This is a genomic window from Brevibacillus fluminis (assembly GCF_003710825.1).
Lineage (GTDB): Bacteria > Bacillota > Bacilli > Brevibacillales > Brevibacillaceae > Brevibacillus_D > Brevibacillus_D fluminis.
In genome coordinates this window covers 167,125-185,630 of record NZ_RHHQ01000015.1, presented here as the reverse complement: position 1 = coordinate 185,630, position 18,506 = coordinate 167,125, and the positions used below count along the sequence as shown (strand labels likewise).

Below are 18,506 nucleotides of genomic sequence, written 5' to 3'. Positions count from 1 at the left end.
GATCACTCTGTTTCCACCTGTCCTCTCCAACCATCTAGCATTGTCCGAACGCTTGAGCGAATGAACTCTTCGTTCAGCTCAGGCACGATCGGAATTTGCAATTGTTCCTTGTGAATAAAACTCGTCAAAAAATGGCTGACAAAAATGTTCAGGATGATTTGGGTGTTTGCCCGGCTCAGTTCCTTAGTTTCCATCTTCATTTCGACGTATTTGCCCAACGCTTCTCTTGCTTCGACCAGCATCCGGGAAAAAATCTCATGGACCGCGGGGTTTTTCACACATTCCCCGACGAGAATCACCATGAAGTTTTGCTGTTTCCGCCACTTGTCAATCAGGCGGGACGCGATGAAGACAAGCCCATCCTCAAGCGGGAGCTGCTTAACCATCGGTATGATCGACTCCCATTCCGAGCAATAGCCGCGCAACGCCTCGTCAAAAAGCTCTTCCTTACTGGAAAAATAATGATAAATGACACCGACAGTCACATCGCATCGCTTCGCAATCTCCTTTATGCTCGTTCTGTCGTAGCCATGCTGGCTGATGAGTTCGATGGCCGCATCTTTCAGCATCTGACGCCGATTCACCACCTGGCCTTCTGACAATATGCCACCCCTTCCTGCATTCCCCTTCCGCCTAAATGAACGTTTAGTTAGACGGAGTAATATTGTCACAGCGGGTAAATATTGTCAATGTTATAAAATCTTTGTTATTATTTTACTAAGTGAACATTATAATTTATTAATTAATTAACTAATACAATTCGTTTGCATGAAAAAACCGGCCCCTTACACAAGGGAATCCGGTTTTCATAAATAGCTATGTTCTAACACTCTTGGTTTCACTCCGCGTCGGAAAATAAATGGGCATACACCATTTTCTCAGGTGCAGAAAATTCGCGGTACATTCATTGGTTTTTAATCGCGTGAAGTACGCTGTCCGCTTGCTGTTTCGTTTGCTTTAACAAGCCCGATTTTTGTCTTATGTGATAATAAACATAGGAACCCGCGATCAAAAGATAGCCAATTAAGAAAAACAACACGCTCGAAAGACCGTCCACAGCGATGCTTCCATACATAGCCCCCGACAAATCGAAGACGAATCCGGCATACGCCCATTCCTTAATTCGTGGAAAGCCTGGAACAAGGATCGCAACGATCCCTAATAACTTGGCAACTCCGAGAAAGGGAAGAAGGTAAGCAGGGTAACCCAAATGCTTGAAAAGGGCAATCGCATCAGGCGAAGAGATGATATCGGGAATTGCACCCAGACCCATTAATGCCACCATCAGCCCGGTAAAAATCCAGTAGGGAATCATAATTTTTTTCATTGATCTTCAGCCTCCTTAAATTGTTATCAATCGTACTTCTAGACGGTCAAGCGCCGATTTGGCTCATCCAGAGCACTCGATGTGGATTTCATGAATTGAATATACCTCGAAAGGAATATTCCAGTCAAGGAATATTTTAAATAAATGATTACTCCCTTCGTTGCTTGTCTTGTACAAATCTATAAAACAAAAAGAGAAACCTCACGCATTTGTGGGGTTTCTCGACAATCTGCCGCTCCTGTACTTGGTGCGACTCTACTGCTATTTTTACTTCCAGAACTTCCAACGGCTTTTTTTCTGATTGTTGTCCGCTTCTTCCGCTGCCTGTCCCGGTTGCGGCTGACTTGAAGCTTTAGCTAAAAGCTCCTGCGGCAGGCGTTCCATGAACTGCTCCACCGTATGCTTGTACGGCTCCGCAATCGACTCCTTCATCTCGAGCAAAACGGCGATCGCCTTATCCCCCTGTTCGGTTGCAATGAGGGCGTTGGCGTAGTTGAACCCGGTAAACGGATGGGCGAACGTCGGCTTCCAGAATTGCTCCGCAATCTGGATCAACTGGTACACGTAGCCTGCTTGTCCCAGTTCACCCGTTACATTCATGATGACTTCTTCACTATCGTCCGCTTTTTTGATCGCTTCACGGTAGGCTTGCAGAGCGACAAGCAAATTGCCGTCCTCCAAGGTCAAGCGGCCCAGCACCATATGCGGTCGCCACGCACCCTCAATTTCCCCGAGTTCCTTCAACCGCTCCAGCAGCAGCTCTCGTTGCTCCAGCTCCAAAAAGCTGTGGACGTACAAATCCATCGCAGATTCCTGATTCGGGTCGTACACAAGCCCTTGCTGCAGCGCCTCAAACGCCTTGTTACCTTCCCCTTCATAGGCGAGGATTTTGGCGATGTTGGTGAACGCAGCTCCCGATTCCGGAAATTTCTCAATGCATTCGATGAGAACTTTTTTCGCCTCATCCAGCTCGCCGGTCTGCATGTGGGCAACCGCGCGGAAGTTCAGCGCAGGCTCGATCCGTCCATACAGCTCCAGCAGGCGGTCCGCCGCTTTTCCTCCTTGCAGGCCAAAGCCATCGCGCACTAATTCCATCGCAAACTGACGCAGCATCTCTGGATTATCCCAGTACATCTCCAGGTTTTGCGGGATGATCTTTTTCTCATACTCTTCGCGCGCAATTTGCACACGCTGTCCATGTTCATTGGTAAACTCGATAAAATCAGACATGCGATAGCCTCACTCTCTTCGACCTTTTCCTCTATCCCCAACAAAACCCACCAGCAACGCCAAGCGATATGGCGGAGCCTTTTATGCCAATCAAAATGTTTACTTGTATCAAAAATATCTGATCGGCAGCTTATATTCAACAGACTTTTTCAGGCAGGTCTGCATTTGCCATCAGATCCACGCTTTCATATTCACTTTGCGGATAAACTCCTCCGGCGATTCTTTGCGCGAAGCCTCATCCTCCTCTTCGGCTGGCTCCTCAATTCCCATCACCTGGCGAAACAGCGCTTCATTGCGCGTCGCCAACGCATGCTCTAGCAGCGCCTCGCGCGAGATGCGATCGGCCTCCTGCGCAAGCAACGTCTCCTCCAACGCGATGTCTGACTCGACAATCGCATAATGTTTATCGACTTTCGGCACGCGGATGACCCACTCAAAAGCACTGTCCGGGTTTCGATCGCGTGCGATGATATATGCATGTTCGCCTATGGGGAGAGATTGCTCAAAGCTGTCAGCCACGATTATCACTCTCTGACCAAGTTTGAACATTCTTGTCAACTCCTCTTGTTTCAACCGTTCTGTATTGCCTAGAAGTTCAGATTACTTCTACTATACTCATTGTGGCGACCGGTGGAAAGGAAAATGTTTCACAGCTTGTTGACAAGCCGGAAATAGGCTAAACTTCTTACAAGAAGCATATTATTGGAAAACAAATGAGGTGCTAGCAGTGGGGACGTCTACCACTTTTTCTTGGTTTGTTTTGGGCTGGTCAGTGCTCTTGGTGGGCTTGCTTGCCATCGGCGGCTTTTTCATGTTCCGCAAGTTTTTGAAATCAATGCCGAAGCAAGACGGCAAATCCGACCTCGACTGGCAGGATCATTTCATTGAACAGACACACGGTATGTGGACGGATGAGACGCGAAACCTTCTGGAGGAGTTAATCGAGCCGGTACCGCAGATTTTCCGAGATGCGGCTCGCCGTACGATCGCAGGCAAGATCGGTCAGCTCGCAATCGAGGAAAAGGCACACGCGATCACGACCGAGCTGTTGGTCAAAGGTTACATTATGGCAACGCCGAAACGCGACCACAAGTTCTTGATCAAGCGACTGGAAGAAAAGCAAATCAATTACGAGCCGTTCCAAAAATATTTGAAAGCATAATCTGAAACTTTGTCCGGCATGCCTCGTACTACATAGTACCATTTTTTCGTTGCCTGAAAGGGGCATTACGCACATGTTAAAATTGTTGCTTATCGTGATGGTTGTCGTCCTGCTTCTACTGCTCGGCATCATCGCGGTCGTCATTTATGTCGTGAAAAAAGGAGCTCGCCACATCACGCACGGCGGTAATCGCAAGTTTAGCTCCAGTGACTACAAGTATCGCGGCGGACACGGCTCTTATGGGCACGGCCATTATCGACATAAGCATTCCAGCCGCAGTTTTTTCAGCAGCTGACTGTAGTACAAAAGGGTGTGATGATCACACCCTTTTTTCTATGCCCTACCTGCCGGAAACGCCGCCAGCTCTTTGTTCCTTACACTTTTTCCTCTTGGTGTACCGCATTTTGTCCATTTTCTGCTATGATGAAAAAGGTTGAATTTCCGCACAGATTCCAAAGGAGGAATTTCCCGATGTCCCAACAGCATCTCGTCTCTCGCGAATGGCTACAGTCGCACCTTGGTGACGCCAACCTAGTATTGGTCGACTGCCGCTTTACTTTGGGCAAGCCAGGCGTCGGCCTGAATGAGTATGTGGAAGCGCATATTCCAGGTGCCCTGTATTTTGATTTGGAGCATGATTTGTCCGGACCGAAAGCCGCACACGGCGGACGTCACCCGCTGCCTTCCGTCGGGCAGCTGCAAACGCTGTTTTCCAACGCGGGCATCGATCAAGATACGTTTGTCGTGGCCTATGATGAGCAGGATTTGGCCCATGCTTCCCGACTGTGGTGGCTCTTGCGCTACCTCGGCCACGAAAAAGTGGCTGTGTTGAATGGGGGCTTTGCAGGATGGCGCCAAGCTGGCTTGCCGACTACTGCAGAGGTAAAACCCGCTCCTGATGCCAAAACGTTCATCCCGAACGTTCAGCTACATATGCTGGTCGGGATGGAAGATGTCAAGCAGCGTGACGAAAAAGCCGCTCTCCTCGATTCACGCGCCCCTGAGCGCTACCGCGGCGAGGTGGAGCCTCTCGATCCAAAGGCAGGCCATATTCCAGGCGCGGCCAATTATTTTTACAAGCATAATTTTGCTCCCGACGGTGAACTGCTGCCGAATGACGCGCTGCAGGAACGCTTCCGTGCCGTCAGCGGCAAAGACGAAATCATCGCCTACTGCGGCTCCGGCGTAACGGGTTGCGTCAATGTGCTAGCCCTTTACCAAGCTGGCCGGACGGATGCCAAGCTTTATGCGGGCAGCTGGAGCGATTGGACGAGCTATGCGGACAATCCGGTCGCGACGGGAGAAGAATAAATAGACGATACAAACGGACAGTCACCCCCAGCTTTCATAGGCTGATGGGACGACTGTCCGTTTTGGTTATGCGCGGAAATGATATAGGCAAATGTTATCAACTGTATCGTAATTATATATTTTACCAATACCACATCTCTGCTGTAAGCTGAGATCAACCCACAAACAGACACAAGCACAACCAGCTCAAACGGAAAGGTGTGTTGCCCATGTCCATCTATGATTTTCAGTATAAGTTGCACATGTCTGACGGCACCCCAGTTGATATGTCTGACTATCGCGGTAGCGTGCTGCTCATCGTCAACACGGCGAGCCGATGCAGCTATTCCCGCCAATTCGCCGGTTTGCAACGGCTCTACGATTCCTACCGCGCCCAAGGATTCAAGCTGCTCGCCTTCCCTTGCAACCAGTTCAATGAAAAGGAACCGGGCAGTGACGTGGGCATTCGGCAGTACTGTGAAAGCAATTTCGGCCTGACGTTCCCGTTTTTTGCCAAAACAGAAGTAAGAGGGCCAAAGGCGCATCCGCTTTTCCGCGAGCTTACTGCACAGGCACCGTTCCAAGGCTTTGACCCAGTGACACCGAACGCCCAATGGATGCAGGAATTTTTAGAGACGAAGCATCCGGACATTTATGCCGACGACGGGGTCAAATGGAATTTCAGCAAGTTTTTGCTTGACCGAAACGGAATGGTGAAGGCCCGTTTTGAGACGACTGTAGAGCCTGAGGCCATTGCGCCTCATATTGAAGCCTTGCTATGATAGTTCGCAAGCGTGATTATGGTTTTTGGCAGTAAAAAAAGCCGCGCGAGCTGCGGCTTTTTTGCGTTGTTATTCTAGCTCGCGGGGCGTCTGGCGAATGACAGCGACGCTCGACTCCCGAACAATGAGGCGGGGCTCAAACTGCACACGCTCATACTCCCCTTGTCCACCTTCGCGAACCCGCTTCAGCAGCAATTCGGTCGCAAGCCGCGCCACCTCATCCCCCATGATCGAAACCGAACTGATTTGCGGGGACGTGATCATCGTCCACACATTATTGTCGATCCCCACCACAGCAACATCTTCCGGCACGCGGACGCCGAATTCCTTGAAGCGGTTTACGATTCCAATGGCCACCATGTCATTGACCGCATAGATGGCGTCCGGCATATGCTTAAGGCTGCAGAAATAATCGGCGGCACGCAAGCCGGTCTCAAACGAAAAATCCTCGCCAAAATACACTAGGGATGGATCGACATGCGGCAAGGACTGCTCGTAGGCAAAGTATCGCTCCTCGATCTTATCCTTTGGCGCCCCTGCATATGCAATCCGCGTGCGGCCGATCTTGATCAGATGCTCCATCACGAGCCTGCCTTCCTGCCTGGCCATGCTGACTATATCGGCCTTCACGTTCTCGCTGAGCTTTTTCCCATAGTTGATAATGGAGACCGGCACGCTCGATTTGTTGATTAATTCGACCAACGTTTTGGGGTAGGCAAGCGGCATAATGATCAGGCCATCCACATGCAGCTTTTTAACCTCTCGAACCGTTTCTAGCTCTGTTCGGGCATTGCCGGCGGTATTGATTTGCACGACGCGGTACCCGTGCTGTTTGGCAGCCTGCTCGACAGACCAGGCGATTTCAGGAATGATCGCATTGCGGATGTCCGGCACGGCCAAGGCTATTTGATACGTTTGGCGGACTTTCAAGCTTTGTGCAGACGTGTTTGGCGTGAAGCCCAGCTCCTCGATCACCTGTAAAATGTGCGCCTTTGTCTTCGGACTAATTCCACCGCTGTCGTTGATAGCACGAGATACGGTGGCAATGCCGACCCCTGCCATTTTCGCTACATCTTCAATCGTTACTTTTTTGTTCGTGACCAATGCTTTAAATGTCCTTTCTCTAATGGAATCGTTTCCTGCCTTCCGAACCGTTTTCCTTTTTTCTCCCGCTATTATACCATATCCCGTCTCATAGAAAACGACCACTCGGCAGTCGTTTCAATAGATCGATCCACACTCGGCACAAGGAACTTCTTCTTGTTCGTTAAGGAAACCAACGTTTTTCCAAACGCTTCCGATTTTTTCATTTTTCACACTTATGAATCAGTTTGACAAGATATCAAACTTATGACATATTATTTTCCGGAAACGTTTCCTATTTTTCTTGCTGAATTCCTCTTTTTATCCGAAACCAACAAGGAGATGGCAAATATGAAAGCATTGCGATGGCATGGTTTAAAAGACCTGCGTTTGGAAACGATTACGGAACCACAAGCAGGCAAAGGCCAAGTCAAGATCAAAGTGGAATGGTGCGGCATTTGCGGAAGTGACCTGCACGAATATGTAGCAGGGCCAATTTTCATTCCGGAGGGCACTTCACATCCGCTCACAGGCGAAAAAGCCCCGATCGTGATGGGGCATGAATTTTCCGGTCAAGTAGTGGAAATCGGCGAAGGCGTTACATCCATCAAGGTGGGCGACCGCGTCGTTGTTGAACCTGTCTTTGCATGCGGGACATGCCCGGCTTGCAGCCAAGGCAAATACAACCTTTGCGAAAAAATGGGCTTCCTCGGTCTTGCAGGTGGCGGTGGCGGCTTCTCGGAATATGTCGCTTGCGATGAACACATGGTCCACAAAATCCCGGACAGCGTCTCCTTTGAGCAAGGCGCGCTCGTGGAACCGTCGGCTGTCGCGCTTTATGCTGTGCGTTCGAGCAAGCTGAAAGTCGGTGACAAGGCAGTCGTGTTCGGTGCCGGACCGATCGGCCTCCTGGTCATCGAAGCCTTGAAAGCATCCGGTGCAGCAGAAATTTACGCTGTAGAGCTGTCACCGGAGCGCAAACAAAAAGCCGAGGAGCTTGGCGCAATCGTCCTCGACCCGAAAGAATTTGACGTCGTACAGGAGATTCATCGTCGCACAAACGGTGGCGCAGACATCGCGTTCGAGGTAACTGGCGTACCGCCTGTTCTCACCCAAGCGATCGAATCGACCAAGATCGCCGGACAAATCATGATCGTCAGTATTTTCGAACGGGAAGCGCCGATCAAACCAAACCATATCGTCATGAAGGAACGGAGCATGACCGGTATCATCGGATACCGCGATGTGTTCCCTGCAGTCATCAGCCTGATGGAAAAAGGCTTCTTCCCTGCCGACAAGCTGGTGACGCAACGGATCAAGCTGGATGACGTCGTGGAACATGGTTTTGAAGCATTGCTGAAAGAAAAAAACCAAGTGAAAATCCTCGTCAGTCCGAAACAATAGCGAGCATCATCCACTCCACCCCTTCAACGCAAAAAACGCATCAGCTCCTGCCATCGGGCTCGCTGATGCGTTTTTCAATTTTTGCACTGGAGAAGGCTGTCAAGATGATTGGAAACGATTCCGATCATTTCTTCCTTACTGAGCCGCTCAGGAAAGGAAGCATGGTGGACAACGAGGCCATCGATCAGTGCATGAAGCCGCTTGCTTTCGAGATCAAGATCCATGACCTCGGAGATCAGCTTTTGTTGCTTGAGCATTCCAATCATCCTGCGAAAAGACGCAAACAGCTCGTCATGTACGTCTAGGCTCAACCGATGTATCTCCGGGTCTACGATCGCCTTGCCCGCAAAAGCGAGCCACACTTCCGCCTCCGCGCATCGTTCCTCATCAAGCGGCAAAAGCTGGGCAATCACCAGTTCAATATCGGTTCGCAGATCATTAGTCAGCGGGAGCTGTGTCATGCGTTGGTTCACCCGCTCGGACACCATGCGCATGGAAAAAGTAAGCAGCTGTGACTGCGTCTCAAAATAGTGCCGCAATGAGCCGAGTGACATACCCGCTTCTTCTGCGACACGCCTCACCGACACGCCATCAATCCCTTCCCGGCGGATGACGCGCCAAGCTGCTTCTGCTAGTTCTTCTTTACGTTTCTGGTGATCGACAATTTTTGGCATGTCTCCATTGTAGCACAATTGTTTTTTCATACAAACGTGCTATAATACTTTTTGGCACAATTGTATTATTTAAAAACGACTTTGTTCCGCTCAATCGTAACCTTGTGCGACGAGCAGCAACCATCCAATTTCCTTCAAAGGTGGCGAATCTACTCATGATCCCTGCACTCATCGTTGGCTGCGAGGTCGGCTTTTGGGTCTTGATTTTGGCCGGTTTGGTTTTCCGCTATATGCTCCACTTGAAAAAGACCGGTCGTTTCCTGCTGTATTTGACACCCGTAGTTGATTTGCTCTTGTTGATCACGGTTGTCATCGACCTGCTGCGAGGCGGTACCGCCAGCTTCGCCCATGGACTCGCCGCCGTGTATCTCGGCTTTTCCATCGTCTATGGCCATCGCATGATTCGTTGGGCGGATATGCGTTTTGCCCACCGTTTCGCCGGAGGTCCTGCGCCCGTACCGAAAGTGAAACACGGGCGGGCGCACGCGCGCCGGGAGCGCATCGGCTGGCTTCTTCACCTGCTCGCTTGGGCTATCGGCTGCGTTTTTTTGGTGGGGATGATTGTTATCGTCAACGATGTAGACCGCACCGTAGAGCTATCCAATGTCATGCGTTGGTGGTCAACACTGCTGGGCATCGACTTCTTGATCAGCTTCAGCTATACCATCTGGCCGCGTAAGGAAAAGGAGCATGCGTAAGGTCATTCACCCAAAATACCCCTCACTTCATCGACGAGCGTACGCAGCGGCCTTTTGGCCAATCGTGCCAAATCTGGGGAAACCGTACGCGTGTCCGAATACGCGAGCAGTCCGTAGATTTCGTTTTTTTCCGCAGCATCCACTTGATGGACGATCTGTATTCCCGTCACCTCGCTTAGCGCTTTTGCGAGGTCAGTTAAGTCCCACGCATGCGGTGCTGTCAGCTCATACGTTTGATTGACATGTCCGTCTTCCGTCAGTACCGTTGCTGCCGCTTGGGCAAGATCAATCCGGCTTGCGATCGTGAGCGTCCACTCCCCCGGTGGACTGGTCAATATGCCGCTGTCTACAGCTTCCTGAAGCCTAAGGGAGTGAAGCAGCTCCGTGTAGTAGGCGTTCCTCAAAAACGTATACGCAATGCCGGATGCGCGAATCGCTTCCTCTGTCGCCAAATGAAGGCGGTGGAGCGGCAGCCTGCCCTTCTCAGGAAACGCGATGCTGGTATAGACGATCTCTTTCACTCCCGCCTGATGAGCTGCCGCAATCGCAGCCTGATGCTGCCGAAACCGGACCGCATCATCTCGGTGGGAGGATGAGATCAAAAGAAGTTTGGTCGCCCCGGTGAATGAATCGGCGAGTGTTACAGGTTCATCAAAATCGCCTTTCCTGACTTCCACACCGCGTTCCGCTAAGGCAGCCGCAGCATTTGGTTGGCGTGCGCTTACGATCAAATCAGATGCCGGAATCCGCTCAAGCAGTTCCTTCGCAATCAGTCCTCCCAATTTCCCTGTTGCTCCTGTCATCGCAATCCGCATGCTACCAATCCTTTCTCCTTTTTAGTTAAACATTTAACTATTCGTCCATCGGATGGAGCAGCTTTCACTCCATCCCTTGCTGCAATTTGCGAAACAAACGCAACAGCTCGTGCATCTCCGCAGCATCCAGCCCCGTCATCTGCGCTGCAACCACTTTGCGATTTTCCGGCAGGACGTCCCATAACAGTTTTTCCCCCGCTTCTGTTAATTCGACGCGCCGCTTCCTCCCATCTTCCGGATGGTCGGAACTGCGAATGTACCCCCCCTGTTCCAACGGATGTAACAGCACGCTGATATTCGCTCGTGTCACCCCGATTCGCTCGGCTAGTACAGAAGGCAACATCGTCCCCCCTTCCTTGGCGATCTCCACAAGCAGCCGGATGCGCGCACCGTTTATCCCCTGCTGGTGCCAATATTTTTCGGATACACCGACAAGGCGAGCCGTCGTATCGACAAGTGCAAAAAACGTTTCAGTTTCTAGCGGTAGGTTGGTCACATACTGTTGAATCGTTGTCATCTTGTTTTCGACCTCAAGTAATTAAATGTTTAACTAGTTATACTGTAACGGATCACTTTTGATTTTGTAAAGAAAAACCAGACAAAATTGGTCAACTGCCATTTTGAGAATCCACTTTTTCAAACAGCGCCTTTTGGGCAAGCATTGTCGCCTTTTTGAAAATATCGGGTGGGTACTTGTTAGCGATTGGTGGAAGCTCCCTTTCGGAGAAATAGCGCAGCTCCCCCATCTCCTCGGACTGCGTCAGCAAAGCGCCCCCCTTGACGGTACAGGAAAAGACGATGGTGAGGTACTCGACTTGGTGTCCGTTCGGATAAGTAAAACGTTGCTCTTCCCCGCCAAAAACTCCGATGATGGTTTCCGGTATCACCTGCAAGCCGGTTTCCTCCCCAACCTCTCTACACAAAGCTTCGGCCGGTGTCTCCCCGATCTCGATCGCCCCGGCGATTATGCCCCACTGTTCCTCGTTGTGCTTGCGGCCAAATAGAATTTCATCATTTTCATTGCGGATGACGGCAACGACGGCGGGCACGAAAATCAATTGGTTCCCAAGCTTTTGGCGGAGGTCACGATAATATGGCGACATGGACATGTTCAACAGCTCCTTCGACTTATCAATTTTACTTAATCAAATGGGCATTTTCCCTCAGCCCAACGAGTTCAATGACCTCGATGCTGGCGATTTTCCTTGGGCCTTCCATGAAAAAACCTCTCACGCCCACCTTTATGCGCTCCAGATGAACCTCCCTTCTCATTTCCGGAAATAGAATCCACATACGGGCTGTACCCTTTCCCGAGACTGGTATGGTATTGTCCATGATGACCTCGCCATTTTTGTCCTCAAATTCAGGGTGAATCGCAAATAGCCCGTCTTTTTGTACGTCATCCCCAGCGTAAGAAAAGTCACAGCGCAGCCCTTGAAACACTGGGTTCTTTCGCCCTCCTTCCGCTTCGGTGAAAAACGTGTATGTTATACGGAAATCTGCTGGATGCTTTCGTATTGTTTCATAAGGAATCCACATATCTGTTCACTCCTTGGATTTTTTTCCAATCGTCTTGGGAAATTTGTGCCCCATCAAAAGCCATTCTCTGTTCCTTCTAGTAAATTATGGTATAGTAAGTTTTACTGTAAAACAATCCGTTATCGGTGGTGAAAATCGATTGGAATATGTAAAAGAAATGCGTAAGCTCATTGGAACGAAGCCGCTTTTGATCTGCGGTGCAGGCGTACTCTTTTTCGATGAAGCAGGACGCGTGCTGATGCTGCAAAGAAGCGATAATCATTGCTGGTGTTTCCCTGGCGGCACGATGGATTTGGGCGAACAGCTCGAACAAACCGCACGGCGCGAAGCGTTGGAAGAAACCGGTTTGACGGTGCAAGAAATGACCTTGTTCGGTGTTTTTTCAGGCAAGGGGATGCACTACGTGTATCCGCACGGCGATGAGGTGTATGTCGTGGATGCGATTTTCACATGCAACCGTTATGAGGGAACGGTCCAGCTCAATGACGAGAGCATAAATTATGCCTTTTTCGAGATCGATCGCCTTCCGGATGAAATCAGCCCTCCCGTAAGGCCGATCGTGCAGGAAGTGGTCAAACGATTCGGAAAATCGCAGGAGCAGGAAAGCGTTCACTAACAAGCCAGAGAAGGAGGGGCTCGCGATGATCGTTGCGGGTTGGTGTGTCGTGACAAGCTGTTATTTCGTCACGCTATTTTTGGCTTCATGGCTTTATACGTTGGTCACCGGCTGGCCTACTGACGTGCACCGGGATGTCTCCGGCCTCGCTCTGGGCATCGTGATGGTCGTCGTCCCTTACGTGATAGGCGGGATTTACGTCAGGAAAACCGTTCGCAGCCGCAAGTCAAAAGCCGCACTATGGATCAGTCTCATACCGGCCGTCATGGAAAAAGTGCTGGTTCTCCTAATCGGATCCTGGTTCGTCATCCTCGGTGGCAGCCCTGTAACCTTGACCAACATCCTCATGTTTGTCAGCGCCGAGGCGATCCCGTATTTCACCGTACCCTACCTGCTGACATTCCTGCTTTCTGTATTTGTGACCATCGCCACTGCGAAGGCGATCGGCGGTGGGAATCGCGCCGTGATAGGCGAGTGAGTTGATCGGGTAGAGTGCGCGCTGCAATCACTGAATAGGAGGGGATTTTTTTTGAACAAAAAACTCCTGTTATCCGTTTTCCTCATGATTCTCTCCGCTTCTCTTAGCTATGGCTACTTTTTTCAAAAAAGCGAGCAAGCCCGGCAGCAATTTATCGAGCTTTTGGCAAGTGATTACGCCTTGCTCCAAAGTTCAGTAAACGCCTATACGGACGAGATTTTTTACCATGAGCGGAAAGGGGATGCGATCAAAGGCGCTCTGTATTTGGTACGGACCGTTGAAATTGCAGGCGCTGCTTTTCGCAATCTCACTTCCTTGCTTGCTCTCGATGAACCGCTTCTCGGCCCGATTTCCTATGAATTCTCGTTAGCTGCTGCCGACATAAGCACCTATATCCAACAATCTTCTGTAGGTGTTGATACAGCTCAATATGAACAAAAAGTGCGAAAACACATCGCGACACTGCAAACAATCTCTTCCACTCTCACTTATACAGACCTAAAGTCGATGGACACCGAGTTGATCCGCCAAAAACTTTCATTGTTGAACGAAAGTTTTGCTAAACGATAGCGCTCGTCTTCTGCTGCCAACGCAAAAAGCCGCATGTGCAAGCACCCTCGCTTCACACATGCGGCTCGAAATAAAGCCCCGTATTATTGCTTCAGCGCCCCGTAGACCACCATCCCGGACACACTGCCTTTTTTCTCTGCATCCGCTGTAATCGTCACACTGAGCGAATAACCATCTTTATCGCCGGACAGCATCGACAGGTCGGCCATTTTCGTTTCGGTGGTATTGGCATACCCGTTGGACTGGAGATAGCCTTGATACAGCTTGGTGACATCCTCGATGGACTGTTCCACTTCAAACGTCACCGTATAGCTCTTTTGCCCGTTGTTGTCCGCTGCCATGGAAGCGGTGATCACCGCGTTGTCGGGAAACGGGATTTCTTTCGGCAAACCGTCCGGAAGCGAGCCAGCCTCCCCGATCTGCAAGCTGGATTTATTCCCCTGCGCGTCCGTCCCCTGGAACGAGACGCCTTTCTGATCGCCATTTACTGTCACAGTGCCTTGCCCGCCATCCGCTGTGGTCACATTCACGCTGCTGCCGTCATTCGCTACCTCCACCTTGCCACCGTCGCCAGTCGGAATGCTGACGGATGAACATCCGCCTGCTACCATCAGTGCTCCTGCCAACCAAAAGGCCCACATCATTCTCCCATTCATCGCTGGTACCGTTCCTTTCCGTTGTCGTCAGAGACCATTTAAGAAAATGGTAATTTTTCACACAACTAGAGTCAATATCCTTTTTCAATTGACATCGGAACAGTCTTGTATGAAAATGGCAAAGACATTTTCTGCAGGAGGATTCTATGAAGCGAGCATTTGTGCTATTGCTCCATTTTGGTTACCAGGAAGCGATGTCTTGTTTGTTTCCGGTCAGCATTTTCCTTGCGCTGGCTCTGACGCATCTAATTGATAACCCTATCATTCCCCGGTACGATTTGCTTTTGCTCTGGTGTCTCGCCATGCAAATTTTCATGGTGAAAAGCGGTCTGGAAACGAAAGACGAGCTGAAAGTGATCACACTGTTTCACTTGATTGGCTTGCTGTTGGAACTGTTCAAGACGCACATGGGCTCGTGGAGCTATCCAGATGCGGGCTACAGCAAAATCGCCGGCGTCCCGCTCTACAGCGGCTTTATGTATGCAAGCGTGGCCAGCTACCTGTGTCAGGCATGGCGCCGTCTCGACGTGTCGATTACCGGATGGCCACGCGCCTGGTTCACCGTTCCGCTGGGAGCGGCGATTTACTTGAATTTTTTCACGCATCACTTTATTGGCGATTTTCGCTGGATTTTGACAGCGCTGATGTTTGTCATTTTTCTGCGCACTCGCGTACATTTTATCGTACGCGGCGAACCGTTCCGTATGCCGCTCGCGTTGTCCTTCTTTTTGATCGGCTTTTTCATCTGGATCGCCGAAAATATCGCGACGCTGTTCGGCGCCTGGACGTATCCCAACCAGCATGAAGGCTGGCAGCTGGTGTCACTGAGCAAAATCAGCTCCTGGTTCCTGTTAATCATCGTCAGCTTCATCATCGTTGCCCAGCTCAAGCATGTGAAAGGCAAGCTTTCTCAAGAAACGAAGGGGCACGGCATTACAACTGATTGACGGTGACCACGTTGGCATGGATCACCTGCAAGCGATGTGTTCCTTTCCCGAGGATCGCCTCGCTCACGTACGCACGCGGCTCATCTTGTTCATTGGCGTTTTCTTGACCAGGCACTACTGGTTTTGCCGGCGGGTCCTGCGTGATGCTGGCCCATTTCAGATTGCCTGCTTCTGGCTGCAGCGCTGATATCGCTGTGATCCGCACATCGGCTTGTTGTGCAACTTGAACCTTTACGGAACTATCGGTGTTAATCGCCCAATTGCTTTGCAATAGCCCGGTCGCCACCTCAATGTCATTGTGCGCGCCCCGAATTTCCACATCGATGGACTGTGGCAGCACGATGGTCACCTCTTCATTTGGGTATGTCCCATTGATTCCGGTTTTGCGCGGCAAATCGTGGAGGTTCACATACATGACCTCCCCGATTGTCTGCACTGTCGCATACTCCACCGCCCCCTGTTTGCTCACTTCCGCTGGTACATTCGTCCTCTCCCGGTACTCGCCGAACAAACGTACATTCCGCTCTGCATTCCCTTCCACCTTAATCGGTCTCTCTGCCGTCTGTACTACAATTTTGCTCACATTTTGCGGTACCGTTTGCTGGATCGTCGGCAGCGGCTTGGTCATTTCCACCGAACCGATCGACTCCTGTACCTCTCTAAGCAGCCCGACGGACGCGAACAAGGTTGCGCCAATGCACATGGTGCCGATAAAGCCCACGAACAATATGCTGAATACGTCATAGTGCACCGTGACTTTTTCACTTTTGGACAAAATCACATACAGCAAGATTTCAATGCCGAGCAAAATGAACACAACCGGCCACCAGCTCATCAGCAGGTTGGTCATGATTTTGGCATCCGTACGTGAAAAGAAAAACAGCAAGCCTAGCAAGATGAGGGAGACCCCCATCGAGACGGACCCGACACGCCACTTTGTCATTTGCTACACTCCTTTTTTCGGCTTTGAACCGAGCAGTAGTTTGATCCCTCCACCAATAAGCAGGGTGGAGACGATGAACGTTTGGAAATACGTCTCGATCCACTGTGCAAGACGGGATGCTTCCGGATAAAATTGCCCCAAAATGTCAAACAACACCTGATCCAACAAATAGTAGCCACCAAGAATCAGCAAGACGATCCCCATCCAACGCTGATGGTTGGGCAGCCATCTGACCACAGGCACGTCCTGTGCTTCCCCCCGGTTGTAACGGGCAAGCTGCTGCAACGCGTCAAAGAAGCTGTAAAACCAAATCAGCGGAATCAAAAAGAGAAACAGGGAAAGCCGCAACACATCCAATACATAAATGGACAACAGAAAGCCGACCATCAGCTGGAAGCCACGCTTTTGCAAGCCCAAATACATATGGCCTGCGCCAGGGAAAGCGGAGAGAAAAATTGCTAGGACACGGCTTTTTTTGCCTTCCCCCCGATTTTGCTCGAAATCCTCGAAAACAGTCCGGTCAACCAGCACCTCCCCACGATGCTTCCGATTCACCAGCTGCACCGCATCGAACAGCGCATACAACCAGATCACCGGCAATACGCCCAGAAAGACCAAGAAACCGGATTGGTGTGTGAGCGCCGTCACGAACAAAATCATCACTAAGGTGCCGAAAAAGCCGACGAGGAATGTGACTCCTCGATTCATCAGGCCCATCTGAAAATGAGCGAGTCCTGGGATCGGTGACAGCAGGATTGTGTAAAAGCGTTCGCGTTGCTCGGCTGCGCCCTCCCCTGGTTGTCTGCTGGTATACCCATGCTCCTCCTCCCCAATCACGCTCGGCTGTGCTGTTGCAACCGCTGGCCGCCTTGCCAAAAACACGAGCACATCGATGACATTGATGATCCATGTCACGATCGAGACGATCCCGAGTACCATAGGCTTTCCGTCGTTCATTGCAAAAGCGAGCATGATGCCGAGAAACAATGGTCCAAAAAAGCAAAGCGCGTAGACAATCGCACGCACATTGCGCTGTAAATAGAGATGGGCTGCCCCCGGAATTGCGGACAGGAAAAAGGCGATAATCCCATTTTTATTCACCCGTTTTGCCTCCTTTAGTTATGGGATGTAGTTGGTCAAGAAAAGCTGTCGTCTTCTGCATCAATTGATCGGTCACGGAACGATGCTGCTTCGCACCCGCGATGTTGTTCCACTGGTTCGAATGGGTGAGTAGCTGGGAAAATAGGCCTGTCGTCATGAGTAAGAGTGTGATACACGCCGCCAGACCGTAATGGAATAGTGTCTGCCGATAAAACGGCTTGGCCGCCGGTTTGTGTGCAGGAATCGATTCTGCCACTTCCGGTACAATCGGTGCAGCTGGCTGGACATTCTCATCCAGGCACGCCATGTACACTTCAAGACATTCGTCACACGAATAGAGATGGTCTTCATAACGCTCCCTCTCATGATCCGAAAGCTGATTCAAAATGAACTGCTGCCACTGGCTTTGCGTCATATGGTTGGTTTGCGTCATGGTTCCTCCCTCCAGTTCTTGCGCATCAGCTGCTTGGCGCGATATAAGGCTGACTCGACGGTTTTGGTTGCGACACCCGTCTCCGCCGCAATTTCCTTGTACGATTTCCCCTCAAAATAATAGGCATAGACGGCGCGACGATGGCTGGGCGACAACTCCTGCAAGCTATCGTGCAGCTGGAGCTGTTTTTCCTTCTGTAAGAGAGGGGCCTCGGCATCTTCGGAGACTGTATCGCTGGACACGACCTCTTCCATCCGTTCCTCCAGCTCTTCTTTTCTGCGCCGCTGCTTTCGTTTTGCATCGATCGCCTTGTTGACGGCGATACGGGTGATCCATGTTTTAAACCCTTGTGACCGATAGTGAGAGAGAGACAGATAGATTTGGATGAAAACCTCTTGTGTCACATCTTCCGCATCTTTGGCGTGATGAAGCACGGAGTAGACAACCTGGTACAAATAAGTACGGTACGTTTCGACAAACAGCCGAAAAGCCGCTTCATCGCCTTCGATCATTTTTTCGATGTGCTGATCAGCAAAAATCGGTCTCCCCTCCTCTCTCATTTCAATAGACGCACGCCCTGCAAAAAACCCTGCATGCTGTGCTAAAAAATTTTTTTATCCGATTCGCTCGCCTTGGTAAGGACTGTTTTCCCTCGCGAAACGTCACATTCTTTCATTGAGCCCGTCCGAATCAGGGATATTTCTAGCATTCCCTGCAACGAAAGCAACCCCGTCAGGCATCGCATCCTGACGGGGTTT

At 50.6% G+C, this 18,506-nt stretch carries 25 protein-coding genes; 10 read left to right on the top strand and 15 right to left on the bottom strand.

Features of this window, described 5'->3' with window-relative positions:
* Positions 1–2: 2 nt before the first annotated feature.
* The 4 genes from EDM56_RS19815 to EDM56_RS19800 all read right to left on the bottom strand — a co-directional run bounded on the left by EDM56_RS19815 (position 3) and on the right by EDM56_RS19800 (position 3,106).
* On the bottom strand, positions 3–584 hold the full coding sequence (locus EDM56_RS19815) for a TetR/AcrR family transcriptional regulator (RefSeq protein WP_148040402.1): 582 nt from the start codon (positions 582–584) through the stop codon (positions 3–5).
* Between the two features lie 320 nt (positions 585–904).
* Positions 905–1,327 (bottom strand): DoxX family protein, encoded by a 423-nt coding sequence (locus EDM56_RS19810; RefSeq protein WP_122919642.1) that lies wholly within the window; start codon positions 1,325–1,327, stop codon positions 905–907.
* 267 nt (positions 1,328–1,594) lie between these two features.
* Positions 1,595–2,557, bottom strand: a complete 963-nt coding sequence (locus EDM56_RS19805) for a tetratricopeptide repeat protein (protein ID WP_122919641.1) — start codon at positions 2,555–2,557, stop codon at positions 1,595–1,597.
* A gap of 171 nt (positions 2,558–2,728) precedes the next feature.
* Positions 2,729–3,106, bottom strand: coding sequence for an ATPase (locus EDM56_RS19800; protein ID WP_122919640.1), 378 nt, complete (start codon positions 3,104–3,106; stop codon positions 2,729–2,731).
* A gap of 178 nt (positions 3,107–3,284) precedes the next feature.
* Between EDM56_RS19800 and EDM56_RS19795 the strand changes: the two genes are divergently transcribed.
* From EDM56_RS19795 to EDM56_RS19780, 4 genes are all read left to right on the top strand, one after another.
* Positions 3,285–3,719 (top strand): DUF2621 family protein, encoded by a 435-nt coding sequence (locus tag EDM56_RS19795; protein WP_122919639.1) that lies wholly within the window; start codon positions 3,285–3,287, stop codon positions 3,717–3,719.
* A gap of 73 nt (positions 3,720–3,792) precedes the next feature.
* Positions 3,793–4,014 (top strand): hypothetical protein, encoded by a 222-nt coding sequence (locus tag EDM56_RS19790; RefSeq protein WP_122919638.1) that lies wholly within the window; start codon positions 3,793–3,795, stop codon positions 4,012–4,014.
* Positions 4,015–4,190: 176 nt separating this feature from the next.
* The gene (locus tag EDM56_RS19785; protein WP_122919637.1) at positions 4,191–5,030 is read left to right on the top strand and encodes a sulfurtransferase; all 840 of its coding nucleotides are present in this window, start codon (positions 4,191–4,193) and stop codon (positions 5,028–5,030) included.
* 209 nt (positions 5,031–5,239) lie between these two features.
* Entirely contained in the window at positions 5,240–5,791 is a 552-nt protein-coding gene (locus EDM56_RS19780; protein ID WP_122919636.1) for a glutathione peroxidase, read from the top strand.
* 69 nt (positions 5,792–5,860) lie between these two features.
* Here the strand turns inward: EDM56_RS19780 and EDM56_RS19775 are convergent, their stop codons facing one another.
* A complete protein-coding gene (locus EDM56_RS19775) occupies positions 5,861–6,895 on the bottom strand; it encodes a LacI family DNA-binding transcriptional regulator (protein ID WP_122919635.1) in 1,035 nt (344 codons plus the stop codon).
* Positions 6,896–7,225: 330 nt separating this feature from the next.
* Between EDM56_RS19775 and EDM56_RS19770 the strand changes: the two genes are divergently transcribed.
* Complete coding sequence (locus tag EDM56_RS19770) at positions 7,226–8,278, top strand: 2,3-butanediol dehydrogenase (RefSeq protein WP_122919676.1); 1,053 nt, start codon at positions 7,226–7,228, stop codon at positions 8,276–8,278.
* Between the two features lie 74 nt (positions 8,279–8,352).
* Here the strand turns inward: EDM56_RS19770 and EDM56_RS19765 are convergent, their stop codons facing one another.
* Positions 8,353–8,982: a TetR/AcrR family transcriptional regulator gene (locus EDM56_RS19765; protein ID WP_246009453.1), complete on the bottom strand. Its 630-nt coding sequence runs from the start codon at positions 8,980–8,982 to the stop codon at positions 8,353–8,355.
* Between the two features lie 125 nt (positions 8,983–9,107).
* On the opposite strand from EDM56_RS19765, the gene EDM56_RS19760 reads away from it, so the two are divergent.
* Entirely contained in the window at positions 9,108–9,650 is a 543-nt protein-coding gene (locus tag EDM56_RS19760) for a hypothetical protein (protein ID WP_122919633.1), read from the top strand.
* A 2-nt stretch (positions 9,651–9,652) separates the two neighbouring features.
* Here EDM56_RS19760 and EDM56_RS19755 read toward each other — a convergent pair whose 3' ends face one another.
* From EDM56_RS19755 to EDM56_RS19740, 4 genes are all read right to left on the bottom strand, one after another.
* Positions 9,653–10,465 carry an NmrA family NAD(P)-binding protein gene (locus EDM56_RS19755; RefSeq protein ID WP_122919632.1) on the bottom strand — a complete coding sequence of 271 codons (813 nt, stop codon included), beginning with the start codon at positions 10,463–10,465 and terminating at the stop codon, positions 9,653–9,655.
* 64 nt (positions 10,466–10,529) lie between these two features.
* On the bottom strand, positions 10,530–10,982 hold the full coding sequence (locus tag EDM56_RS19750; RefSeq protein WP_122919631.1) for a MarR family winged helix-turn-helix transcriptional regulator: 453 nt from the start codon (positions 10,980–10,982) through the stop codon (positions 10,530–10,532).
* Between the two features lie 91 nt (positions 10,983–11,073).
* Positions 11,074–11,574: an NUDIX domain-containing protein gene (locus tag EDM56_RS19745; protein WP_122919630.1), complete on the bottom strand. Its 501-nt coding sequence runs from the start codon at positions 11,572–11,574 to the stop codon at positions 11,074–11,076.
* Between the two features lie 28 nt (positions 11,575–11,602).
* Positions 11,603–12,004, bottom strand: coding sequence for a hypothetical protein (locus tag EDM56_RS19740; protein WP_122919629.1), 402 nt, complete (start codon positions 12,002–12,004; stop codon positions 11,603–11,605).
* Between the two features lie 139 nt (positions 12,005–12,143).
* On the opposite strand from EDM56_RS19740, the gene EDM56_RS19735 reads away from it, so the two are divergent.
* The 3 genes from EDM56_RS19735 to EDM56_RS19725 are packed head-to-tail and all read left to right on the top strand — an operon-like array spanning position 12,144 to position 13,668.
* Positions 12,144–12,620, top strand: coding sequence for an NUDIX hydrolase (locus EDM56_RS19735; protein WP_246009452.1), 477 nt, complete (start codon positions 12,144–12,146; stop codon positions 12,618–12,620).
* 25 nt (positions 12,621–12,645) lie between these two features.
* Positions 12,646–13,098: a hypothetical protein gene (locus EDM56_RS19730; RefSeq protein ID WP_122919628.1), complete on the top strand. Its 453-nt coding sequence runs from the start codon at positions 12,646–12,648 to the stop codon at positions 13,096–13,098.
* Between the two features lie 51 nt (positions 13,099–13,149).
* The gene (locus tag EDM56_RS19725; protein ID WP_122919627.1) at positions 13,150–13,668 is read left to right on the top strand and encodes a hypothetical protein; all 519 of its coding nucleotides are present in this window, start codon (positions 13,150–13,152) and stop codon (positions 13,666–13,668) included.
* An 83-nt stretch (positions 13,669–13,751) separates the two neighbouring features.
* Here the strand turns inward: EDM56_RS19725 and EDM56_RS19720 are convergent, their stop codons facing one another.
* Positions 13,752–14,324 carry a hypothetical protein gene (locus EDM56_RS19720; RefSeq protein ID WP_148040401.1) on the bottom strand — a complete coding sequence of 191 codons (573 nt, stop codon included), beginning with the start codon at positions 14,322–14,324 and terminating at the stop codon, positions 13,752–13,754.
* 146 nt (positions 14,325–14,470) lie between these two features.
* On the opposite strand from EDM56_RS19720, the gene EDM56_RS19715 reads away from it, so the two are divergent.
* Positions 14,471–15,271, top strand: coding sequence for a DUF817 domain-containing protein (locus EDM56_RS19715; RefSeq protein WP_122919625.1), 801 nt, complete (start codon positions 14,471–14,473; stop codon positions 15,269–15,271).
* Here the strand turns inward: EDM56_RS19715 and EDM56_RS19710 are convergent.
* The 4 genes from EDM56_RS19710 to EDM56_RS19695 are packed head-to-tail and all read right to left on the bottom strand — an operon-like array spanning position 15,258 to position 18,308.
* Positions 15,258–16,214 carry a LiaI-LiaF-like domain-containing protein gene (locus EDM56_RS19710; RefSeq protein ID WP_122919624.1) on the bottom strand — a complete coding sequence of 319 codons (957 nt, stop codon included), beginning with the start codon at positions 16,212–16,214 and terminating at the stop codon, positions 15,258–15,260. The two genes, EDM56_RS19715 and EDM56_RS19710, sit on opposite strands and share 14 nt — an antisense overlap.
* Before the next feature lie 3 nt (positions 16,215–16,217).
* Entirely contained in the window at positions 16,218–17,315 is a 1,098-nt protein-coding gene (locus tag EDM56_RS19705; protein WP_122919623.1) for a hypothetical protein, read from the bottom strand.
* Positions 17,308–17,748 carry a hypothetical protein gene (locus EDM56_RS19700; RefSeq protein ID WP_122919622.1) on the bottom strand — a complete coding sequence of 147 codons (441 nt, stop codon included), beginning with the start codon at positions 17,746–17,748 and terminating at the stop codon, positions 17,308–17,310. Before EDM56_RS19700 ends, EDM56_RS19705 begins: the two co-directional genes overlap by 8 nt.
* Entirely contained in the window at positions 17,745–18,308 is a 564-nt protein-coding gene (locus EDM56_RS19695) for an RNA polymerase sigma factor (RefSeq protein ID WP_122919621.1), read from the bottom strand. Before EDM56_RS19695 ends, EDM56_RS19700 begins: the two co-directional genes overlap by 4 nt.
* Positions 18,309–18,506: the final 198 nt, after the last annotated feature.